The sequence below is a fragment of the Paenibacillus sp. FSL F4-0243 genome, assembly GCF_037963295.1.
GTDB lineage: Bacteria > Bacillota > Bacilli > Paenibacillales > Paenibacillaceae > Paenibacillus_AQ.
On record NZ_CP150151.1, the window covers coordinates 5,986,735 to 6,009,727 of the forward strand.

The 22,993-nt window shown below is 45.0% G+C and carries 21 protein-coding genes; 9 read left to right on the forward strand and 12 right to left on the reverse strand.

Annotated features, from left to right (window positions below):
* Positions 1–28 precede the first annotated feature (28 nt).
* From NSS87_RS26480 to NSS87_RS26500, 5 genes are all read left to right on the forward strand, one after another.
* On the forward strand, positions 29–1,012 hold the full coding sequence (locus NSS87_RS26480) for a LacI family DNA-binding transcriptional regulator (protein ID WP_042191732.1): 984 nt from the start codon (positions 29–31) through the stop codon (positions 1,010–1,012).
* A gap of 78 nt (positions 1,013–1,090) precedes the next feature.
* On the forward strand, positions 1,091–1,762 hold the full coding sequence (locus NSS87_RS26485) for a response regulator transcription factor (protein WP_042191734.1): 672 nt from the start codon (positions 1,091–1,093) through the stop codon (positions 1,760–1,762).
* Positions 1,759–2,838: a HAMP domain-containing sensor histidine kinase gene (locus NSS87_RS26490; protein ID WP_339243473.1), complete on the forward strand. Its 1,080-nt coding sequence runs from the start codon at positions 1,759–1,761 to the stop codon at positions 2,836–2,838. The genes NSS87_RS26485 and NSS87_RS26490 overlap by 4 nt, the downstream gene beginning before the upstream one ends.
* Before the next feature lie 376 nt (positions 2,839–3,214).
* Positions 3,215–4,972 carry an ABC transporter ATP-binding protein gene (locus NSS87_RS26495; RefSeq protein WP_339243474.1) on the forward strand — a complete coding sequence of 586 codons (1,758 nt, stop codon included), beginning with the start codon at positions 3,215–3,217 and terminating at the stop codon, positions 4,970–4,972.
* Positions 4,972–6,732, forward strand: a complete 1,761-nt coding sequence (locus NSS87_RS26500) for an ABC transporter ATP-binding protein (RefSeq protein ID WP_339243475.1) — start codon at positions 4,972–4,974, stop codon at positions 6,730–6,732. Before NSS87_RS26495 ends, NSS87_RS26500 begins: the two co-directional genes overlap by 1 nt.
* Positions 6,733–6,804: 72 nt before the next feature.
* Here the strand turns inward: NSS87_RS26500 and NSS87_RS26505 are convergent, their stop codons facing one another.
* Positions 6,805–7,593, reverse strand: a complete 789-nt coding sequence (locus NSS87_RS26505) for an RNA methyltransferase (protein ID WP_042194519.1) — start codon at positions 7,591–7,593, stop codon at positions 6,805–6,807.
* A gap of 260 nt (positions 7,594–7,853) precedes the next feature.
* Positions 7,854–8,513, reverse strand: a complete 660-nt coding sequence (locus tag NSS87_RS26510) for a TrkA family potassium uptake protein (RefSeq protein WP_042191745.1) — start codon at positions 8,511–8,513, stop codon at positions 7,854–7,856.
* Positions 8,514–8,649: 136 nt separating this feature from the next.
* Here NSS87_RS26510 and NSS87_RS26515 point away from each other — a divergent pair, with 136 nt between their 5' ends.
* On the forward strand, positions 8,650–8,886 hold the full coding sequence (locus NSS87_RS26515) for a small acid-soluble spore protein SspI (RefSeq protein WP_042191747.1): 237 nt from the start codon (positions 8,650–8,652) through the stop codon (positions 8,884–8,886).
* A 98-nt stretch (positions 8,887–8,984) separates the two neighbouring features.
* Here NSS87_RS26515 and NSS87_RS26520 read toward each other — a convergent pair whose 3' ends face one another.
* Together NSS87_RS26520 and zwf are read right to left on the reverse strand one after the other, a co-directional pair.
* Entirely contained in the window at positions 8,985–10,583 is a 1,599-nt protein-coding gene (locus NSS87_RS26520; RefSeq protein ID WP_042191749.1) for a peptide chain release factor 3, read from the reverse strand.
* Positions 10,584–11,551: 968 nt separating this feature from the next.
* Positions 11,552–13,102, reverse strand: a complete 1,551-nt coding sequence (zwf, locus tag NSS87_RS26525) for a glucose-6-phosphate dehydrogenase (protein ID WP_042191750.1) — start codon at positions 13,100–13,102, stop codon at positions 11,552–11,554.
* A 352-nt stretch (positions 13,103–13,454) separates the two neighbouring features.
* Between zwf and NSS87_RS26530 the strand changes: the two genes are divergently transcribed.
* Genes NSS87_RS26530 through NSS87_RS26540 form a run of 3 tightly spaced genes read left to right on the forward strand, consistent with a single transcriptional unit; the run spans position 13,455 to position 17,133 of the window.
* A complete protein-coding gene (locus NSS87_RS26530; RefSeq protein ID WP_339243476.1) occupies positions 13,455–14,882 on the forward strand; it encodes a spore germination protein in 1,428 nt (475 codons plus the stop codon).
* 32 nt (positions 14,883–14,914) lie between these two features.
* Positions 14,915–16,009 carry a GerAB/ArcD/ProY family transporter gene (locus tag NSS87_RS26535; RefSeq protein ID WP_076285316.1) on the forward strand — a complete coding sequence of 365 codons (1,095 nt, stop codon included), beginning with the start codon at positions 14,915–14,917 and terminating at the stop codon, positions 16,007–16,009.
* Positions 16,006–17,133: a Ger(x)C family spore germination protein gene (locus NSS87_RS26540; protein WP_339243477.1), complete on the forward strand. Its 1,128-nt coding sequence runs from the start codon at positions 16,006–16,008 to the stop codon at positions 17,131–17,133. Before NSS87_RS26535 ends, NSS87_RS26540 begins: the two co-directional genes overlap by 4 nt.
* 18 nt (positions 17,134–17,151) lie before the next feature.
* Here NSS87_RS26540 and NSS87_RS26545 read toward each other — a convergent pair whose 3' ends face one another.
* The 8 genes from NSS87_RS26545 to NSS87_RS26580 all read right to left on the reverse strand — a co-directional run bounded on the left by NSS87_RS26545 (position 17,152) and on the right by NSS87_RS26580 (position 22,885).
* Positions 17,152–17,964, reverse strand: a complete 813-nt coding sequence (locus NSS87_RS26545) for a YwmB family TATA-box binding protein (RefSeq protein WP_339243478.1) — start codon at positions 17,962–17,964, stop codon at positions 17,152–17,154.
* Positions 17,965–18,126: 162 nt separating this feature from the next.
* Positions 18,127–18,780 carry a response regulator transcription factor gene (locus NSS87_RS26550; RefSeq protein WP_179085807.1) on the reverse strand — a complete coding sequence of 218 codons (654 nt, stop codon included), beginning with the start codon at positions 18,778–18,780 and terminating at the stop codon, positions 18,127–18,129.
* A gap of 18 nt (positions 18,781–18,798) precedes the next feature.
* Entirely contained in the window at positions 18,799–19,833 is a 1,035-nt protein-coding gene (locus NSS87_RS26555) for a sensor histidine kinase (protein WP_042191761.1), read from the reverse strand.
* A gap of 30 nt (positions 19,834–19,863) precedes the next feature.
* Positions 19,864–20,511, reverse strand: coding sequence for a cell wall-active antibiotics response protein LiaF (gene liaF, locus NSS87_RS26560; RefSeq protein ID WP_042191763.1), 648 nt, complete (start codon positions 20,509–20,511; stop codon positions 19,864–19,866).
* Between the two features lie 169 nt (positions 20,512–20,680).
* Positions 20,681–21,385 (reverse strand): PspA/IM30 family protein, encoded by a 705-nt coding sequence (locus NSS87_RS26565; protein ID WP_042191765.1) that lies wholly within the window; start codon positions 21,383–21,385, stop codon positions 20,681–20,683.
* Between the two features lie 3 nt (positions 21,386–21,388).
* Positions 21,389–21,856, reverse strand: coding sequence for a PspC domain-containing protein (locus NSS87_RS26570; RefSeq protein WP_042194525.1), 468 nt, complete (start codon positions 21,854–21,856; stop codon positions 21,389–21,391).
* A 4-nt stretch (positions 21,857–21,860) separates the two neighbouring features.
* On the reverse strand, positions 21,861–22,538 hold the full coding sequence (locus tag NSS87_RS26575) for a PspA/IM30 family protein (RefSeq protein ID WP_042130994.1): 678 nt from the start codon (positions 22,536–22,538) through the stop codon (positions 21,861–21,863).
* Positions 22,539–22,582: 44 nt separating this feature from the next.
* Positions 22,583–22,885, reverse strand: coding sequence for a hypothetical protein (locus tag NSS87_RS26580; protein WP_042191767.1), 303 nt, complete (start codon positions 22,883–22,885; stop codon positions 22,583–22,585).
* Between the last annotated feature and the right edge of the window lie 108 nt (positions 22,886–22,993).

Sequence of the window (22,993 nt, forward strand, 5' to 3'; positions counted from 1 at the left end):
TACTAATCATGCGAAGGAGAACAAGCCGATGTCCACTCTTGACGAAATCGCTAAACTGTCAGGCTTTTCCAAAGCCACGGTATCCCGCGTCCTAAACGAATCGCCCCATGTTAGTAAGGAGACTCGTGAGAAAATTCTCGCCATCATGAAGGAGACGGACTATGTCCCTAACCGCAATGCCATTTCTTTATCCAAAGGTCAAACGCAGCAAATCGGCATGATCACCATGGACCTAAACGAGCTTATTCTGAGCTTTATGAACAGCTTCGTCGAAATCTCCGATCATTATGGTTATCAGACGATTATTTATACTACCGGCGGGGATAAGCAGAAGGAGCTTCAGGCCTTTGAGGATCTCAAAATGAAACGAGTCGACGCCCTGCTCATCCTGACCTCCGTCAACGCACAGAATGTTATCTCTTCCTACTGCAAATACGGGCCAATCGTATCCTGGCAGCGTATGGACCATCCTGAAATACCGTCCGTTGCCATGAACCAGTATGATGGATATGCACTTGCTCTGGAGCATCTGATAGAGCGAGGGTATAAGCGCATCGCTAATGCTTTCGGCCGTCCTAGCAGCATCAATACCCACAGCAGACGCCTGGCCTATGAGCAAATCATGACCAAATATAATCTGCCCGTTATGGAGAAATGGTATTACTCTACGATTTACAGTATCCACGACGGAGAGCAGTTGCTGCGCTCCCTTATGGATGAAACAGACCGGCCAGATGCGATTCTGTGCTCCAATGATTTGGTGGCAGCGGGTATTCTCAACGAAGCACGCAGACACAAATTGGACGTACCCGGGGATCTCGCCATCGTTGGTTTTGATAATTCAGAGCTGTCGCGAACTCTTGGAATCACGACCATTCTGAATCCGATTGCGGGACAAGCGGAGAATGCTTTTCTTCTGTTGGCTCCAGCGCTGCTTGGTAGGGACATGGAGCTGCAGCCGCTGTCGTTTCAACTAATTCAACGGGAGACAACTAGTTTGCCCAACCGCTAAGGATTTTGTCTTTAGCACTTTTATCAATTAGAATTATGGGAACAAGCGGTCAAAACCAGAACCTATTGGAGTGAAACCATGATTAAGATCCTCGTTGTGGAAGACGATAAGCATGTCAGAAAGCTGATGAACGCTGTCCTGAAACGGGAAGGTTATGAAGTATTAACCGCCGAGAATGGAATCCAGGCACTGGAAGTTCTTGAAATCCAGCATATTGATCTAATTATTCTCGATATCATGATGCCGGGGATGGATGGTTATGAATTTGCCGAGGAGCTAAGGAATGCGAACAACATGATCCCGATCCTCATGGCCACGGCCAAACAGCTTCCAGAAGATAAGAAAAAAGGCTTTCGCCTCGGAACCGACGATTATATGACCAAACCTGTAGATACAGAAGAAATGCTGTTGAGAATACAAGCCCTTCTGCGCCGCTCGCAGATTGTAAGCGCCCGTAAGCTTGTAGTCGGTAAAATTATTCTTGATTTCGATACGTTAACAGTAACTCGAGACAATGAAAAACAGACACTTCCCCAGAAGGAATTCCATCTCCTTTATAAGCTTTTATCCTATCCGGAGCGCATTTTCACTCGAATCCAGCTGATGGACGAAATCTGGGGGATGGACAGCGAGACTACGGACACTACGGTTAATGTACATATCAACCGCTTGCGGAAACGGTTTGAAAACTATCCGGAATTTGAACTTGTGTCCGTCCGCGGTCTCGGATACAAGGCGGTGAGAAAATGATCAAAAAGCTAAGCAGCAAAATCAGTCTGCCAATCTACTTCTCGCTTGCTGTATTCATTATTTTCCTCATTACAGTGTTAATCACCGGAATTCTGACCTACTTGTCCTTGGCCTTCGGCCTACTTGATGAGCGGATTCTTCAGGACAAAAAAATTCTCACCTTGATTATACTGATCGCCTGCATTATTATCGGCACCGTCACATCAGTAATTACCAGTCGCAGAATGCTGAAATCAATCCGCACATTTATTGATGCCATTGACCAACTGGCCGGAGGCGATTTCTCCATGCGGCTGCAGCTCAAGCACCCTCCGGAATTCAAGATTCTTTCCGAGAATATTAACCGGATGGCCGAGGAACTGGGTGGCATTGAAATTCTGCGAACAGACTTTGTAAACAATTTCTCCCATGAATTCCGTACTCCGATTGTGTCGATTAAAGGGTTCGCTGAAATCCTGAAGGATGACGAGCTGAATAAGGATGAACGGAATGAATATCTGGATATTGTTATCGAGGAATCTACCCGCCTGGCTACACTGGCCTCCAATGTATTGAACCTCTCCAAAGTGGAAGCACAGGCCATATTAACCGACCGGCAGCCCTTCAATGTCGGAGAACAAATTCGCCAATGTGTCCTGCTACTGCATACTAAACTTACGAAAAAGCATATTTCCTTCAAAGCAAACGTACAGGACTATATGGTACCTGGGAATAAAGAGATGCTGAACCAGGTCTGGCTGAATTTATTGGACAATGCGATTAAATTCACTCCCGAGCACGGCGAAATCGAAGTTACTATGAGGCAGTTGAAAGATCAGGTTGAAATTACGTTCCGTGATAATGGAGCAGGCATCAGTCCAAGTGCACTTCCCAAGGTCTTCGACAAGTTCTATCAGCAAGATACCTCTCACTCTACTGCCGGTAATGGCCTGGGGCTTACGATTGTCCGAAAAATCATTGAGCTGCACGGCGGAACCGTCACCTGCGACAGTGTTCCAATGCAAGGAACCACTTTTACCGTGCTGCTCCCCGATTTTAAAAAGGTAAATAAAGAATTGGGGGTTACCAGTAAATGAGTGTACAATTCAAAAAACTGAGCGGCTTTAACCGGGGAATTCTCCTTGAATAGAATGATGTAACAAAAATTATTGTAACCACGAATGACGATTTAAACCCTGCTTAACGGATGTACGAAAGTGTTGGATTCACAATGTATCAAAAAAGGAAAAGTGAAACTGGCGCAGACTTTATTGAAGAATCCATAGATTATGTGTATTTTTTATAAAATGCTAATGTGTTCACGTATATCTGCTCAAACAGAAGAGACCACCCCAAGCAGTCATTCTATGGCTTAAGGGACGGTCTCTTCTTTCTTTTCATAGCAAAAGTTAACTTTCAGTTTATCATTCTCCGTTAAGATCATAGCAACGATAATGCAAAGGAGTCATTCTTATGTTGAAATTACTCAAGAATCTGGAACCCAAAGAATGGTTCTTATTCGGTATCAGTCTCATGTTCATTATCGCTCAAGTCTGGCTGGATTTAGAACTGCCTGACTACATGAGTGATATTACCCGGCTGATCCAGACACCAGGAAGCGAAATGAATGAAATCCTTTTCGCAGGCGGTTGGATGCTACTCTGTGCTCTTGGCAGTCTGGCGACCTCGGTTGTTGTAGCGGGCATTGCTGCAAGAATAGCAGCCGATTTGTCTGCAAGATTGCGTTCCAAATTGTTCGATAAGGTACAATCCTTTTCGATGGAGGAGATCAGTAACTTCTCAACAGCCAGTCTAATTACCCGTTCCACGAATGACATCACGCAAGTACAAATGCTGATTGTGATCGGCTTACAGCTACTTGTGAAAGCACCCATCCTCGCAGTGTGGGCGATACTCAAGATTTCGGGCAAAAGCTGGGAGTGGACTCTTACGACAGGTGCCGCGGTCGCATTGCTAGTAGTTATTGTCGCAGTCTGTATCGTGCTCGTCCTGCCGAAATTTAAAAAGCTGCAGCTGCTTACAGATAATCTGAATCGTGTATCCAGAGAGAATCTTAACGGTCTTCGTGTCATCCGGGCGTATAATGCCGAGGAATATCAAGAACAGAAGTTCGCTGTAGCTAACAACGAGCTTACCAGTACCAACCTATTTGCCAACAATGTGATGACCCTATTGATGCCGAGTATTACTTTGATTATGAGTGGACTCAGTCTCTCCATCTATTGGGTGGGTGCAGTGCTCATTCAAGCAGCTGAGGGTACTGCCAAGATGGGCTTGTTCTCAGATATGATCGTATTCTCATCTTATGCCATGCAAGTGGTTATGGCCTTTATGATGCTGATTATGATCTTTATTCTACTGCCCCGTGCTCAAGTATCGGCTAAACGTATCAATGAAGTGCTAGACACAGTACCTAGCTTGAAGAATGGATCAGTAACTCAATTCCCTGTGAAGAGAGAAGATGAGATTGAATTCAAGGGGGTTAGCTTCAAATATCCAGATGCAGAGGAATATGTGTTGGAGAACATCAGCTTCACGGCGAAGCAGGGGGAGACGGTTGCTTTTATCGGATCTACAGGCTGCGGGAAAAGTACACTTGTTAACCTCATTCCCCGTTTCTATGATGCTACAGAAGGCGAAGTGCTGGTAAATGGTATTAATGTCAAGAAATACGACCAGCAAGCGCTGCGGAATAAAATGGGCTATGTCTCTCAGAAGGCTGTTCTATTTGGCGGAACAGTGTCCTCCAATATTGCATTTGGTGAGAACGGATCCGGTCAGGTCCTCAGTTCAGATATTGTAGATGCGGTGTACACTTCCCAATCCTCTGAATTTGTAGAAAAGCTAGAGGGGAACTATGATGCCCATATCGCCCAAGGCGGTACGAATCTGTCTGGCGGGCAAAAACAGCGGCTGTCGATTGCCAGAGCGATTGCCCGGCGTCCAGAAATATTAATCTTTGACGATTCTTTCTCCGCGCTTGACTATAAGACTGACCGCAAACTGCGCAGTGAGCTTAAGAAAGACGCGCATGATTCAACGATGCTGATCGTTGCACAGCGTATTGGTACGATTAAAGATGCCGACAAGATCATTGTGCTGGAAGCCGGACGAATCGCAGGTATGGGAACCCATGACGAACTAATGCAGTCCTGCGACGTCTATCAGGAAATTGCTTATTCTCAGCTTACGAAGGAGGAGCTTGCATAATGAAAACCAAAAATAAAGGCCAGAATACATGGAGCAAGCTGCTCCGCTACTGCCGTAAATATGTTCCGGTTATTGTGATTGCGCTAATCTGCGCGGCAGCTGGAACGGTGCTCACGTTATTCGGCCCGGACAAACTCTCCGAGATCACCGACAAAATTACAGCTGGTCTTGCCGGCAGCATCGATATGGACGGCATTACTACCATTGGCATTACCCTCGTCATAATTTACGGCGTCGGTGCGTTGTTGTCACTCTCGCAAGGCTTGATCATGTCGATTATTACCCAGAAGGTCTCGAAGAAATTAAGAACTGATCTGGCTCATAAAATGAACAAACTTCCAATCTCCTACTATAATAAATCGGCCACAGGTGATATTTTATCCCGGGTAACGAATGATGTAGATACCATCGGGCAATCGATGAATCAGAGTATTGGTAATGTCGTAACCGCCTTAGCTATGTTCGTCGGTTCGATCGTCATGATGCTGAAGACCAATGTAATTATGACCCTTACCGCTATCGTGGCAACGATCATCGGCTTTGGCCTTATGGTGGTCATTATGAAGAAATCGCAGAAATATTTTTCTAGCCAGCAGGAGTATTTAGGTAAAATCAACGGTCATGTCGAAGAAGTGTACACAGGACATAATGTAGTTAAAGCGTATAATGGCGAAGCGCAGATGCGCACTACCTTCCAGGAATTAAATCAGGGACTGAAGAACAGCGCCTTCAAAGCACAATTCCTCTCTGGGCTGATGCCACCCCTGATGGGCTTTATTGGTAATCTTGGATTCGTTGCCGTCTGTATCGTTGGAGGTGTACTCGCCATGAACGGTACGATTTCATTTGGGGTTATCGTCGCCTTCATTATGTATGTACGTTACTTTACCCAGCCGTTGTCTCAGATTGCCCAGGCCGCGCAGAGCCTGCAAGCTGCATCTGCAGCTGGCGGACGCGTGTTCGAATTTCTGGAGGCTGAGGAAATGGAAGACGAGAGTCACAAAGAGAACACACTGCCAACTGCTAAAGGTAAAGTGAAATTTGACCAAGTACAATTTGCGTATGAGACTTCAGAAAAACTGATTATCAATAACTTTTCGACAGATGTAAAACCTGGGCAAAAAGTGGCGATCGTTGGTCCTACCGGCGCAGGCAAAACTACGTTGGTCAATCTGCTCATCCGGTTCAACGAATTAACGGGTGGAGAAATCTACATCGATGATACGCCGATCAGCAGCCTTACGAGAGAGAACATTCATGATCTGTTCTGTATGGTCCTGCAGGATACCTGGCTGTTTGAGGGTACCATCAAAGAGAACCTGATTTACAATCAGCAGAACATTACAGACGAGAAGCTTATAGAGGCTTGCAAGTCCGTTGGCCTGCACCGCTTCATTAAATCCTTAAGTGACGGATACAACACCGTACTGAACGATAAAGTTAATCTGTCCGCCGGACAAAAGCAGCAGCTGACCATCGCTCGCGCGATGCTGAAAGATGCGCCGATGCTCATTCTTGATGAAGCTACAAGCTCAGTGGATACCCGTACAGAGCTGCTGATTCAGCAGGCAATGGATAAGCTTATGGAAGGCAGAACCTCTTTCGTTATCGCACACCGGCTCTCAACGATTAAGAATGCTGATGTGATTCTGGTCCTGAAGGACGGCGATATCTTGGAAAGCGGCAGCCACGCAGAATTGCTGGCTCAGAACGGATTCTATGCAGAGCTCTACAATAGCCAGTTTGAGCAGGCTTCTTAAAAACGACAAAAAAACTGCAACTCAATCATGAGCTTGCAGTTTTTTATCGTCCGTTCCTTTTTTATAAGCAGCTTATGCCTCTCGCTGTCTCATTCCCTCAAACAGCAAAATCGTCGCCGCCATCGCCGCATTTAGTGATTCAGCGCGGCCTGCCATCGGGATGATGATACTCTTATCCACGAGTCGCGCAGTTTCCGGCGAAATGCCTTTGCCCTCACTGCCAATCAGCAACCACTGACTGCCGTGAAAATCATGCTGATAGCAAGATTCTTCTCCCTGCAGCGAAGTACTCACCAACAACGCCCCGCGTTCTCGGGCCTGTGGCAAAATCTCACTTAAATCTCCCTCCACCACCGGGAGATGAAACATCGAGCCCATCGTGGAACGAATGGTCTTCGGATTGTAGAGGTCGGCACAGCCTTGGCCGAGGATCACTCCGTCTGCTCCCGCTGCATCCGCGCTGCGGATGATGGTGCCGACATTACCGGGGTCCTGGACACCGTCCAGGACAACTACCAGGCTGTCCTTCTTCGCTAGGATAGCCTCTACCGCCTGCTGTTCCTTCCGCACGATGGCGAACACCGGCTGCGGTGTATTAGTGCTGCTGCATTTCGAGATGATCGCCGCTGTTACGCCGATCACATCCATGCCCTGAACGGACTGAAGAAGCCCCTTCAGTTCAGCGGGCATTCCCTTGTCCAGGTCATAAGCAAGGCATTCCACATCTGCTTCAGCCAGCAGCGCTTCCTGTACCAGATGAACGCCTTCTACGATATATTTACGAGCCTTGTCACGGTGCTTTTTTTCTTGCAGCCCGGCCCACTCTTTAACCCGCGTATTTTGCGGAGACATGATTTCCATAAAGTCTTCCTTTCTTATGCCTTGCCAGTTATTCTTGCTCTTATATTTTTTGCTCTTTATCTTTATTCTTCTTCATTTCTAATCCCATATAAACCTGATGATTACGTTATGGAGAGGAAATTTGGAACTGTAGGAGCGTAGCGCTCGCCTTTGTCTCGGGATTTTATCCGCAGCAAGCGGTTCAAATCAAAAAATCTGGAGACAACAGCGACCGGAAGTCCAACTTTCCTCGGAATAACGTACTCTATCAGGACACTCACCTACTGATACGCGATCTCCAGCTTCGTCAGGTTATCTTTATGCCCAACGATTACAAGGATATCCCCATCGATCAAGCGATCCTCTGCGCGAGGGGAGATGTTCATCTCTTCACCTTGGCGAATAGCCATTACGTTACATCCATATTTTGCACGGATATCGAGCTCTTGTAGATTTTTCCCGATCATCGATCCGGATACCTTCATGTCCAAAATACTATAGTCAGGCGACAGCTCGATATAATCTAATATATTAGGCGAAGCCAAATGATGCGCAACCCGCATTCCCATATCCCGTTCAGGATAAATCACCTTGTCTGCACCGATTTTCCCTAATACTTTGCCGTGCAGCTCACTTTTTGCTTTTGCGATAATTGCTGGTACACCAAGGTCCTTCAGGATTAAAGTTGTAAGAATGCTTGCTTGGATGTCCTCTCCAATAGCCACAACCACCACATCAAAATTGCGAATACCAAGTGCGCGCAGCGCTTCTTCATCCGTTGAATCTGCAGATACGGCGTGTGTTACTATATTTGAAATCTCCTGTGTCCGCTGCTCGTCCGCATCAATCGCAAGTACGTCAAACCCCATACCGCTGAGTGCTCTCGCAACACTGGATCCGAAACGCCCCATGCCAATGATGGCATATTGTTTTTTGGCCATGTCTTATGTACCTCCCGTAGCATTTCTATATCTAAAACAGTATAGCATACACAAACAAAAACTTGAATTTCCAGCACCTATACAGGGTACATTAAAACGAAGTGAATATCACTATATTTCAAAAAGGAGGTACTTTATGTCGGTTACTATTGACTTACGCCAGGCGATTATTCATAAAGTGCATGGTCAATCTGAAGAAGATTTGCGGCATATGATCGAAGGCTCGGTAGACGGACCGGAAGCAGCACTCCCGGGACTTGGCGCCGTGTTTGAAATGATATGGAAGGACTTAGACACCGCTAAGCAAGACAATTTGGTTTCTATGCTGCATGATCACCTGGAGACGATTACTCCCGGGAATATCACGTCATAGGTAGCCGCAACTAGTCAAAAACCTCCGCTTTCCCATTGTGCAGTTGCACGCTGAAGGCGGAGGTTTTTATTAACAATCAGAAAGTTGTAGCTTCCTTACTATAGCAATGCTTTTGGAGCCATCTCTAGGAACGTAGCTGTCGGGTTCTTATCCATCGCTGTCCGCATAGCATATTCATTCTCGAACAATACGACAAAATTGCCCTTCTTATCTGTAACGAGCGTAGAGTTAATACGGAACTTACTCGCATCCGGTTTAGCCTCATCTACGATCCAACGCGCGAACTGGTATGGCATACGCTGCAACTGAACATCCACACCATATTCACCCTTCATGCGGTACTCGAACACTTCAAACTGCAGTTGTCCAACTACACCGAGCAGAATATCGTCAAAGTTAACCGTACGGAATACTTGAATCATACCCTCTTCAGTCAGCTGATCGACACCCTTTTGGAACTGCTTCGATTTCAAAGCATTTTTAATACTCACTTTAGCAAAAATCTCTGGTGAGAATGTTGGCAGCTCATCGAATTCCAAATCTCCGGCCTGACTCAGTGTATCTCCAATTCTAAAAATACCTGGATCAAACAACCCGATAATATCTCCCGGATAAGCTTCCTCTACGATATCACGGTCTTGCGCTAAGAATTGTTGCGGCTGGGCCAGCTTAATGTCCTTACCCGCACGTACATGCTTCACGCTCATACCTCGTTCGAACTTCCCGGACACAATACGTAGAAAAGCAATCCGGTCACGGTGAGCCGGGTTCATATTGGCTTGGATTTTGAACACATAGCCAGTAAACTTCTCGTTCATTGGTTCTACCAAACCTGTAGTACTACGGCGTGGTTCAGGCTTCGGTGCCAGATCCAAGAAATTATCGAGGAAAGTCTGTACGCCGAAATTGTTGATTGCACTACCAAAGAACACAGGTGTGAGTTCACCACTTAGTACTTTTTCATAGTCAAAAGCATCGCCTGCTACATCCAGCAGCTCTAGATCCTGACACAGTTGATCATGCAGATATTCCCCAGCCATTTCACGAATGATTGGATCACGATATCCGTCAACCTTTTGCACCTTGATTACGGAGTGATCGTCACCTTGGAACAGCTCCACCTGATTCTTCATCCGGTCATATACGCCGCATAGCTCACGTCCACTACCAATCGGCCAGTTCATAGGCACAGAGCGAATACCCAGTACCTGCTCCAGCTCTTCCATTAGATCAAACGGACTGCGTCCTTCACGGTCCAGCTTATTGATAAAAGTAAAAATCGGAATCCCACGTTTAGCACATACCTGAAACAGCTTGGTCGTTTGGGTTTCCACACCTTTTGCCACGTCGATAAGCATGACCGCACTATCCGCTGCTGTTAGTGTACGGTAGGTGTCCTCACTAAAGTCTTGGTGACCCGGTGTATCCAAAATATTCACGCGGTGATTCAAATAATCAAACTGCATCACAGAGGAAGTAACAGAAATCCCCCGTTGCTTTTCAATTTCCATCCAGTCACTCGTTGCATGCTTGTTCGCCTTACGGGCCTTAACCGTTCCCGCCAGACGGATAGCACCACCGAATAACAGTAGTTTTTCCGTTAAAGTTGTTTTACCCGCATCCGGGTGGGAAATGATCGCAAAGGTTCTGCGTCTGTCCACTTCCTTTTGCAGCTTCTGATCTATTGCTTTGTTCATTACACATATCCCTTCATATATAAAATTCCTGCTTCTGCTTCAATTACACTGGGGTTATCTTCAAATCGGTGCTCTGCTCATCGTTCATACCCCTTCATTTCTGAATGAATAGCTATCTTAGGTCTAGCTCCAGTCCGCTTCAAGTGAAAGCATCCTCTAAAGTATATCAAAATCCGGCAGACATTATCTACTAAAAAGCTTTTGCAGCAAAATATCTCCCAAATCAAGTCTATATTATGTTCACCAGTTCCCATAGTTCAAGAAGAAAAACGCCTGACTGCGTCCTTATTGCACTTATTCCCTAATAACAAGCCCATTCCCGGGTGATTCAGGGCAGATAACAGCGCTAGCTCGTTTACGTTACTGGCGGCACATTGTATTCGGTTTTTCGCATACATTTGGCTCGTTTACGTTACTGGCGGCACATTATATTCGGTTTTCCGCATACATTTGTCCGTAAGCTCGACTAAAACATGCATTTTGAAGGATAAGGTCCGTTCGGTCGTCCCAAAGAGGTGTGTGTTAATTGAAAACAGGGCTCCCCATGGCCCCCCGTTGAATATAGGCCCCTCCCTTGATTTCGTTTCACATTTCTCCGCAGTCTCTTATAGTAAAATAGTTGTATTTCCTACACTTATAAGAAGTATTAGCATTTCCAATCGCCTTTAGTTGTATTTGATGCAATTAAAAATTCAATGTGCTAGCTATTCGGCCTTATGCGGAGAAAATAGTTGCAGAGAATACACTTAAAAGACTAATTTCCACCCAATATGTGATTTTAATTGTACAAAGTGCAGTTATTTAAAAATGCTCCTGTCGCCCGAGCGGCATTTGGAGCCAGAGTGGCCTTGAAGAGGCTGAGTGACCTTGTTGGCCAAAGCGACCTGGGGAGGCTGAGTGTTCTCTAATCTCAGCATTACAAAAAATCTCCCTGCATCCTCTGCAGGGAGATAGCATTAACGCAAAGTTTAGTTATTCTTCAGCCATACTACATTATCTTCTTCCTGACCATTAACCGGCCACCAATGGAAGCCATCCTGAGCAAGCAATTGATCCGCTTCAACCGGACCCCAAGTGCCAGCAGGATAAGCAGATAGATCACTCGACTCTTCTTTCCAAGCCTTCGCAATACGATCCACGAACGACCATGCCGACGATACCTCATCCCAACGAGTGAAATAAGTGGAATCTCCACGTGCCGCGTCATGCAGCAAGCGCTCGTAAGCTTCCGGGGAATTGATTCCAACCAAGCAGCTCTGACAGAAGTCCATAGCTAGTGGTTGAATTTCAGACTCGGAACCCGGCTTCTTGGCATTAATCTTTACATAAATGCCTTCCATAGGGTTCACACGGATAACAAGCAGGTTAGGCTCCAGCGTATGCTTTTGTCCCAAATAAACATTGGTTGGCATTCCCTTGAACTCAACTACCACTTCCGTTGTCTTCACCGGTAGACGTTTACCTGTACGAATATAGAAAGGAACTCCGGCCCAGCGGAAGTTATCTACAAACACACGTGCAGCAAAATACGTCTCAGTACTCGATTCAGGATCAACCTTATCTTCCTGACGATAAGCAGGAAGGGTCTTTCCATTATGCAAGCCTTGAATATACTGTGCTCTCACGACGTTCTCACGAACCTCGTCAGATGTACCATAAGGACGAAGTGAACGAAGTACCTTCACCTTCTCGTCACGAATATCTTCTGCAAGCAGACGGCTTGGTGGTTCCATTGCAATCATAGTCAGCAGTTGCAATATATGATTCTGGCCCATATCCCGTAACGCTCCAGCATGGTCATAATAACCACCACGCTCTTCAACACCTACGGTTTCGCCAAGTGTAATTTGAATATTGGCAATATGCTTATTATTCCAAAGCGGTTCGAAAAAAGCATTGGCAAAACGAATGACTTCGATATTCTGAACCATTTCTTTACCAAGATAATGATCGATCCGGTAGATCTCCTCTTCCTTGAATACCTCACGGATCTGCTCGTTCAGCTGCTCAGCTGACTCCAGATTATATCCAAAAGGCTTCTCGATGACGAGGCGATTCCAACCTGTGCTATCCAGCATGCCGCCAGCCTTAAGGTTGAACGAGACACTGCCGAACAATTCAGGTGCCAGCGCAAGATAGAACATCCGATTGCCCGGAATTCTAAACTTCTCTTCAAGAGCTTCTGTTTGAGCTCTTAATTCACGGAAGCCATCAATATCGTTGATGTCCAGAGATTTGTATTCAAAATGCTGTACAAACTCATTCCATTCATTCTCTTCTCCCGCTTTATAACGGCAGAATTCAAGGATGGATTCCTTCACATCACTTCTAAATTCTTCCTGAGTACGCGGGCGCCGCGCCACGCCAATTACCGCAAAATCATGTGCCAGCTTACCTTCACGGTACAAGCTGTAAATCGCCGGGAAAAGCTTACGCCGGGCTAAATCTCCGGTTGCCCCAAAGATAAAAAAGACAGCACCGGGTGTGTGCAGTGCATCAAGGGTTTGATTTTCAGCCATGGCTCCTCATCTTTCTGTATGTAATATAGTTTATTGACATTCTCAGCGTCGAGAAAACGACGTTATGTCATTTTAGCATATTCCTAAAAAGGATGCTATCAGATTACTGACAAATACTCTCGGGATTTCGCAAATTTCAATTAATATTTCTTATTACTAATTATACTTCATCTTATAAAACTATCTATATTGACGAAGTGTTTGTCACTTTATCCATTAATATAAGTGAATCGTTTTGTTTCCCAAGCTGTGCAGACAAACGCCTATACCAATTAGTTACTTTCATTCAGGAATATTCTGCAAATCATTCGGGAACGTTAAAGAAAAATAACTCGAAAGTCGAGCGCCCTTAATGACTGACCAAACACAGATCTCATTCACTACTGTAGATCAAAACGCCGATTTCATCGAAGCAGCCTTGTTCTATTCAAATGATCTCAAAAAAAGAAGAATATCCTTTAACGGAACTGAAGGAATTCTCTTTTATCTAGAGTCCATGGCAGACATGGAACTGGTTGAGCAGAATGTGATTGCTCCTTTTCACAATAGCAAAAACAAAGAGCTTTCCAAACTATTTACAACGCTCAGCTTCGGTGTGGAAACAGCACTAAATAAAGGCATTCAGGGACTTATTAACGGAGGCTGCCTCTACTTTGTTGAAGGAATATCTGAATTTTATATCCTCTCTACTCCTGCCAAACATGAACGAACTATAACCGAACCTCTGAATGAAGCAGTTATTCGGGGGCCGCATAACGGTTTTATTGAAGATATGACGGTTAACTTATACCTGATCCGTAAACAAATCACCACTCCAAACCTTACTGTTCGCTACTTCACCCTTGGGAAAATCGCTCCCAAAAAGGTAGCTTTAATCTATATGGAGAACCTTGCCAAACCTGAATTAGTAAAAAAAGTAGAATCTAGAATAAAAAAAATCACTCTTGATTCGGTGCTCTCCACCGGCTTTATTCAGGAATTAACGGAGGATAATTCGTACTCTATATTTCCACAACATATCAATACTGAGCGCCCAGACCATACCTCCTTCTACTTGCTGAAAGGATACGTCACAATCCTGCTGGATGGAGATCCCACAGCTCTGATTGTACCTGCCAGCTTCTTCACCTTCTATCAGACGCCGGATGATTATAGCAATCGATGGCTGATTGCTTCCTTTGTCCGTTTTATCCGTCTGATTGGTTTTGTAACAGCATTCCAACTGCCCGCGCTCTATATTGCCACCGTTTCTTTTCACTCCAGCGTCCTTCCCTTGCAATTGTTCTTCACAATTCAAGGTTCACTGACCCGGATCCCATTCCCCCCATTGGTAGAAGCGATGCTGCTTGAACTCATATTTGAACTGCTCCGGGAGGCAGGGCTCCGTCTGCCCAGCCGTGTAGGTCAAACCATTGGGATTGTAGGTGGTTTGGTCATCGGGGATGCCATTGTTAAAGCTGGATTGGTCTCCTACGCAATGATCATCGTTGTTGCATTGACTGCCATATCATCCTTTCTTATCCCTTCCAACGAGATGAGCTCCGCGATCCGATTTATGCGGTTTCCACTTATGGTTGCTGCCTCTTTGTTCGGATATATTGGCATATCATTTGGGTTGACACTTATTTTTGTACATTTGTGTAAGCTTGAATCTTTTGGACAACCTTACCTTACGCCTCTAAGCCCGGTAAATATTCAAAACTTGAAAGACACCTTCTTGCGTCTTCCAATATGGTCCATCCGCAAGAATACAAGCAAATCAGAGGCTGAAGAAGAATAATCATTTAATCTGAACTGACAGGAGTTATAAGAATGACTCAAAAAGAAAAAATGATAACGAGGGGGCAACTTTTCTGCTTTATGATTCAAGCCCAAATCGGGGTTGGCATTCTGTCTCTTCCCTTCAAGCTTAACGAAGCGGCCAAGGGTGGAGGAGCGCTCTCTGTTTTGATTGCGGGCATCATTACCCAAATTGTTATCATTCTTCTATGGGTTCTGCTGAAAAATTTCCCCGGACTCAACTTATTTACTATATGTTTAAAGCTCGGAGGTCCAATTATCGGTAGAATACTTATAATCGCTTACATCAGTTACTTTGTTCTGCTTGGCTCCAATATTATGTTCAGTGCGGTAGAGGTGCTGCAGAGGTGGATTCTGCAATCCACACCAAGATGGGCTATATTAACCCTCTTTTCGATCATGACTCTCTATTTGGCAAGGGAAAAGCTTACAGTGTTGGCCAGATTCTATACATTGGCAACAGTTCTTTTTGTCCCGCTTATACTATTTGTCAGCTATGGTTTAACTCAAGCTCATTTTGAATTTATGCTCCCCCTTTTGGAGAACGGATTCTGGAATGTCGTGAAGGGAGCACAAGAATCAACTAAATCTATGTATGGTTTCGAAATGATGATGATCGTCTATCCGCTTTCCGAAGGTACAAATAAACAAAAATTAATGACCATTAGTCTAGCCAGTGGGTTCGTAACCCTGCTCTATGTCTTTGTGGTCTCTACCTGTCTAATGGTATTTAACTCCGAGCAAATCAAAATCATGCCCGAACCCGTCATCTACTTAGTAAAATCTCTTAACTTTTATATCGTGGACCGTGCAGATATCCTATTTCTGCCGATTTGGGCCATCACGCTTGTTTGTTCTATTGTTAGCTACTGTTACGCAGCATCCATTGGACTCAGTGTTTTATTTAGTCGAAAAAGCCATAAACATTTTGCTCCGTTTGTAAAAATCATTACTTTTATGATCGCACTTGCACCTGTAACTCCTGCTGATGTACATCTTTTTGATACAGCCGCTAACTATGCGACCTATGTGTTTATTGCCGGATTATCGATGGTATTACTGATGATTTCCCTATTTATGAAGAGAAAGCCAGGTGGTCTTGCATGAAGTTTGACATGAAATTCAAGTCGCATTTACTTTTAATTGCCCTTGTTTCCATCTGTCTCACTGGATGTTGGGACCGGGAATATTTGAAAGACCTGCATCTGGCTTATTGTGCAGCAATTGATTATACAGAGAACGGAGAGATCAAAGAAACCATCGAATTAATCATCCCCCCCGATATTGAGCAGAAAGCTACCAAGAATGAAATCCATTCGAGTTTCGGACCGACTGTGCGCAATGCGAGCAATCAATTGCGAAATAAAGTTAGGGGAAACATTAGATTTATTAAATATGGTTTTGAGCTTATGGGAAGGACTACGGCTGAGCGTGGCCTGTACCCTATTCTGGATGTGAATTACAGGGATCCAAGCAATCCAACATCCAACGTTCGGCTAATTATTACGGAAGGAGAAGCTGCCGAAATTCTTGAGCAAAAAAAGGTTGGGGAATTAAAGATCGGGGAATTCATTAAGCAAAAGATCGATAGTCTGGAAGAAATGAGTATTTTTCCAAAAGAAACGGCAGATACCGTGTTCCGTTCCCTGATGGATCCAGGACATGACTTTGCTCTTCCATATCTAGGTAGAGATGAGGGCGATATAATCACGAAAGGGGTGGCTCTCTTTCATGACCAGAATTACAGCGGAATGTTGAACCCCGATCAGTCAATCATGATGGTTCTGCTGATGGGACAACAGGGGAAAAATGCCCGCTTCACTAAGAAACTTGATTTGGGACATTCCGATGATATTCGGAATTTCATTACTATTAATGTGGGTTCAAAAAAAATAAAGCGGCAATTCAAGGTATCCGTTTCTGCTGATGAAAGCATTGATGTGAATTTGGGCTTAGAGCTGCAAGCCGTCGTAGAAGAGTTTACGGATGTACTCGACGAAAAAGAACTTAAAAAAGTCAATCAAGATCTTTCGGATTTGCTTACAAAGGAAGCCAAGACAGTTGTTAATGAAATCCAAAAGGCAAACTGTGATATCTTTGGTGTAGGAAGAAAACTTATTGCTTATCATCACAATATCTGGAGCAACAAAAATTGGTCTGAGGATTACCGGAAAGTAAAATTCCATACCAAGGTTGATGTTAAAATTGTAAGTACGGGCATTCTACAATAGATCCTTGATTGGTCTTTTTCAATATTCTATTGTTATTAATGGTAATCCAATCGTAACGCGGCTGCTGCCCTTTTTTGCATCCTGATGAATAGCTGTCTGTAGAACTACCTCGTGGTTTCCGCTGATTACGGAATGTAACAATGCTGATGTACTATAAGTATGGCTGGCTGTTGTTTCGTCTTCGTAGCTTTCCTGTACTTTAAGATCGGGCAGCTGTGCGTACATATTCTGCTCCGTTAACAGTAGAGCCTTTTGAGGGTGCTCCTGCTCCTTCGCAGCCCCCTGAAGCGAGGTATTCCATTCCGCTGTGATGCCGATCTTCTGTAGTTTCGCGCCAGCTTCTTCTGCTTCAGCTTGCAGATCCGGAGTATTTAACAAATCAGGTGTCTCCAGGGTTACAATCACATAACTACGTCCGTTTCCCAGCTCACTCCAGAACATGGTGGTTTGCAAACCGGCTTTGTCGGCAGCCGAACGGTAAGTAAGATGTTCCCCCACGTCTTCCCGGCTTGTTTCTCCCAACCCAAGATCATCGGATAGGTTAGTTGCAGTGACACCAGCCTCTAGACCATCACCATTGAATTCTCCCTGCCATTTTAAAACTAAACGAAGAGGGGAGCCGGGTACTGTAACACTTTTACCAAGGGAGGTCAGGAGAGGAAGTGACTTCTTCAATTGGGCGATCTGGCTGATCTCTTTTTCACCTTCGCCCCGAAAACCTGCCAAAAGTAACGCAGTACAGCATAGAATCAATACCAGCAACATTCCTTTAATACCACTTTTTCGGCCTGCACCGTGTCTCTTTCCCTTACTTTCTTCCACATACCCCACAATCCAACACCCTCTCAATCCGGTCTATTAATCTACTAAACAGGATGTCCGCTTTACAAGATTTTATACGGAGACAAGTATTTTCATATACTCGTGCACACAAAAAAACCAGCCCTTCTTACTCTGGCCAGTTCTTGTACTCACACCAATTGGGATATCCAATTATTCAGCTAGTCCATTTTTATATGCATAAATTGCTGCTTGGGTCCGGTCTTCCACACCCAGCTTCGCGAGAATATTCGTTACATGAAATTTCACAGTCTTGATCCCAATAATTAGTTGGTCCGCGATATCCTGATTCGATTTACCTTGCGCCAGCAGACGTAATACTTCCATCTCGCGCTCCGTAAGCTCTTTATAAGCAGGGGATTCACCCTTTGCATTGTTTCGAAAACGATTCATCATTTTAGAGGCGACCTGTGACTCCAGTACAGACTGGCCTCTTGCCGCAGCGCGTATGGCATCTGCCACTTCACTAGCTCGTGAGGTCTTTAGTAGATAACTGAACGCACCTGCTTCAATCACCGGATACATTTTTTCATCATCCAGATAGCTTGTCAACACAATAACTTTGATTTCGGGATACTGCTTCATTAAGTGTTTGGTCGTTTCAATCCCATCCATCCCATCCATTACGAGATCCATCAGGACTACATCCGGATTGTACTCTTGTGCCAGGCGGATACCTTCCTCACCACTTCCAGCTTCCCCTACGACTTCAATTCCGTCTTCAGTACCTAGAACAGCAGCTAGTCCGATCCGCACCATTTCATGATCATCTACAAGCAATACCTTAATGGCTTCCTCCATCTCCATGGTCACTCTTTCCTCCTATTATTCATTGACTAACGGAACGGTAATTTCAATCCGCATTCCTTTACCCGGAGCGGTAATAAACTGAATGGAACCTCCGATTTCATTCATCCGCTCCTGCATATTCGACAAACCGTAGGAAGTTTGTTTACTATCATCCAATTCAAAACCAATCCCATCATCACGGAGCGTCAAACGAACTGTATCTCCTCGCCGATGCAGCCTGATTTCCATCTTTTCTGCTTTCGCATGACGAAGCGTATTGGAGATTGCCTCCTGCACAATACGGAATAAGTGATTCTCTACCCCTTTTAGCAATTGTACATCAGGGTCCATCTCGAACACGATTTCAATCGGAACCTTAACCTTAAGTTCCTTGATCAACTCCTGCAGCCCCTGCTCTAATCCCTTACCTTCCAAATAAACAGGTCTTAAATGAAGCAATAGTGCTCTCATCTCTGATTGGGCTACAGCAGACATTTCTTCGATAAGTGCAATTTGCCGTTGCGCCTTGTCAAAATCCTTCTCCAGCGTCCGGCCTACAGCCGTGGCGGTCATAGAGATCGCGAACAACTGCTGTGAGACTGCATCATGCAATTCACGCGCAAGCCGCTGGCGCTCTTCCATAATAGCAGATACTCGTGCTTGCTCCGCGAGCTTCGCGTTATTTGTAGACAATCGCTGCAGTGTTGTCACTTGGTTTTCCCATTTTCCACTAATTCGGCCTAATTGTTCTCCGAGCCTTCCCAGCTCATCGTCACCCAAGTCAGGCATAGATAGCGTTAAGTTTCCCTTCTCCCACAATACGAGAGTTTCTCTCAGGCGTTCCAACTTTCGCTTTACTCGGAAGCTCTGATAGAAACCAAAGCCAACCCCGAACCCCATGGGCAGCAGAATTAGAGTAAATGCCGTGCGTAATCCAATCATCCAGCTTTCAAAAGGCTTTAAATAGCCATATGTATACATGGTGTACAATATCACAAGCAGCATGACAAAAGAGAACAGAGCCCCCTCACCCATACTGCGTGACATCATATTTTTGTTCTTTTTATCCATACGGGGACCCTCCCTTCTGTATCAAACTAATCAGGATAATCGCACATCCAAATCTCCCATCAAATAAGACACACTAAACTTTACCTTATATTCACTGCTCTCATAGTTAGGGGACTTCCAATTCAGACGGTTTAGCATACCAGTATCGCGCCCATTACCGAATTCAATCGATCCAAAAAGCACAAAGGCTTCTATTTCCACACCATAATCATCTGACAATTGAATGTCCATATCACCAAAGATTCCTTGAAACAGCATAACCGTTTCCTTTTGCTCCGCCATAGCCAGTGAAAGATCAAGATCGGCCTCTCCAAGGATATGCCATGAGCTGAGGCTATGCATCACCCAGGGTGAGCGATCCCAGTCAAATCTAGACGAAAAGTTTTGCTTCTGCATAAACCCTTCCTTACGCTGAACTCTTTTGGATTTAGTAAAAAACATCCCCAATGAAATCAAACAAATCCCCAGCACGAGCACCAAATGATCCAGCAAAAGTAATATAGCGCCAATCCCGAGCAGCTTATAACCCTGCTTCACTTTTCCTGACGTCGTGCGGTAGACTCCTAGGAACAGGAATAGAAGCGCGACAATGGAGAAAAAGCCGAGCCATCTACCAAAAATCATCATGCAGCCAACACCGATCAGTCCGATGGCAATCAAACGGTTTCGTTTATCCATTTCGCACCTCCTAAAAGTTTTGCGTAGCAAAACTAACTTCGTAAGCAAAACTACAACCATCAATATATTATAGCCAGCCGCTACAAAAGCCATATCGGTATGGAGATCCATACCGTATGGCTTCTTCTTGTCCAGCATATCATATCTACTTAAGTTTTAGGAACAGGATTTATTCTTCTTTTTTGTTTAAAGAAGGAGCAGCCGGTGTATCATTCAGCTTGCTTCTCAGTGCAGCCAGTTGCTCATCCACTTTCAGTTGCTTCTCAACATCGACTGGTTTTGTGTAGGCAGCGGATGGGCTGTAAGGTGCACGCATTACATCTGCTTCTGCTTCAAGCTGCATAATCTTCTCTTCCATCCGGTGGAATCCGAGTGACGCACTGCCACTTTCGATGGAATGTACGCTGCTGATTTGCGTCATTTGTTTCTTCGCTTTAGCCATTTGAGCACGGGATACGAGCTCGTTACGCTTGTTGCGCAGCTTGTAGAATTCATCCTTCATATCATGCAGCTGCCCAACCAATTCCTTCGCTTGCACTTCAGCTTGAGCATGAAGATCGCTGTATTCCGCTTGTTTTTGATCGAAGTAGATTTTTTCTTCCAACAGCTTGCGAGTCACTTCTTCTTGGCCGTTTTTCAGTGCCAATTCAGCTTGTGCTCCACGTTGTGCGGACATTTTTGCTGCTTCTTCCACGCGTTGTTTCATGCGGCGTTCGTTCGCCATTTGCTTGGCAACTGTAACTTCTGCTTCGTGGATTTCAGCCTCCATATCGCGCAGATATTGGTTAAGCATTACGATTGGGTCCTCTACCTTATCCAACAAGTCATTTACCGACGCCTTAGTCATATCTTTAATTCTTTGAAATACTCCCATGATTTACAATTCCCCTTTCTCATATTTAGACAGTTTTTGTTTGAGTTCTTCTACTTCTTTTTGCAAAGCCTTCTTCTCGATATCCTTCATCATCGCATCCAAACCGGAATCCGGAGCTGAATATGCGTTGTTCTTCTCAAAATTAGGATTGTAGTTAGGTTGGCGTCCATAAGGTCCATGTCCGCCATTAGCATGCGGTCCGTGTCCATGTTCCGGTCTACCTGAGTAAGGACCATCGAATGGGCCACCCGGTGCACCAGGGCCTGGTCCGAAAGGATTATAATGCGTAGGCTCCTTCGGAATGACCAGCGCTGCAATGAAGTACACTGGAATCACGGCACCTCCTGTAAACGGAATGCTGACCAGTAACAGAATCCGGAATAGCGTGGAATCAATACCGAGTGTCTCAGATAATCCACCTGCAAGACCCGTCATCACTTTATCTCTAGTTGAACGATATAATCGACTCATAGCGCTACTCCTTTCCACCATTGTTCAGTTTCTCCTTTAAGCGAGCCATTTCTCTTTCGAGTACGGTTGCTACAGTCTCACCTGCTTGCACCGCATATTCCTGTCCCATGCGACGCACATCGCGCAAGCTCTTCGCTTCTAATTCCCAATCTGACATCCGATCTTCCAGACGTCCGAACATTTTGGGAACATCACCGCCGTTACCATAAGCACTTGCTCTTTGGTTCATACGTTGCTGTAGTCTCAGCGACTCCATCCGTGCCGCGTAATACTGACGTTTGCTGTACACTGTCTGATACTCTATTTTCAGCTCATTCAGCTGTCCTTCAAGTTCAAACAAGGATTGCTTACTTTGTTCAAGTAGCCCGCTGTACTGCTCCAACTTTTCCTCGTGAATGATCTTTTCTTGCAAAGCCAGCTTTGCCAGATGATCTTCGCCCGCTTTTAATGCGAGTAACGCCTGTTCCTCACGTTTATTTCTCATGGCAGTCGCTTGATTCACTTGCTGCTGCAATTGCTTCGTATGGGAAGCGTATTGCTGATACAGTCTTTCAGCTTCACTGATTTCCTCGCGAGTTGAATGTAGAAATTGATCAATTAGCTTCACAGGATCTTGACTTTGCTCTAGACGTTCATTTAGATTAGCTACTGTAATATCCCTCATGCGACGAAAAACACTCATAATCTCCTGCTCCCTCCCTGCTTCTTGTTTAAGTACAATTCTTCTTAATAAGTACCATTTCTTCTACCCTTTAAAGCTGACACTCCCCATACGATCAACGCCACACCTAGCAGTGGTCCGATGATCCAGGAAAGCTTCGCGATCAAGGTCATGACACCAATGAACATTAGTACCCAACCGATAACCTTGCGTCCACTCTTAATCCCATAGTACCCGAGAACAACCAGCAATACTGGGAACAGTAGTCTGAAAATACCGTGAATCAGAGGAAGCGCTAAACCGAGTAGCATTACCGCACCAATCACAATCAGCACAACCGCCAATCCGTTTCCTTGTCTTCTTTGCATTATTTTCTCACCGCCTTTCGTTGTCCTTAACCTTATAGCCTTATTCTAGAGCAATTCGCAGACTTTCAAAACAGACCAACGACGGTTTTTGGTACTGGACCTTAGTCG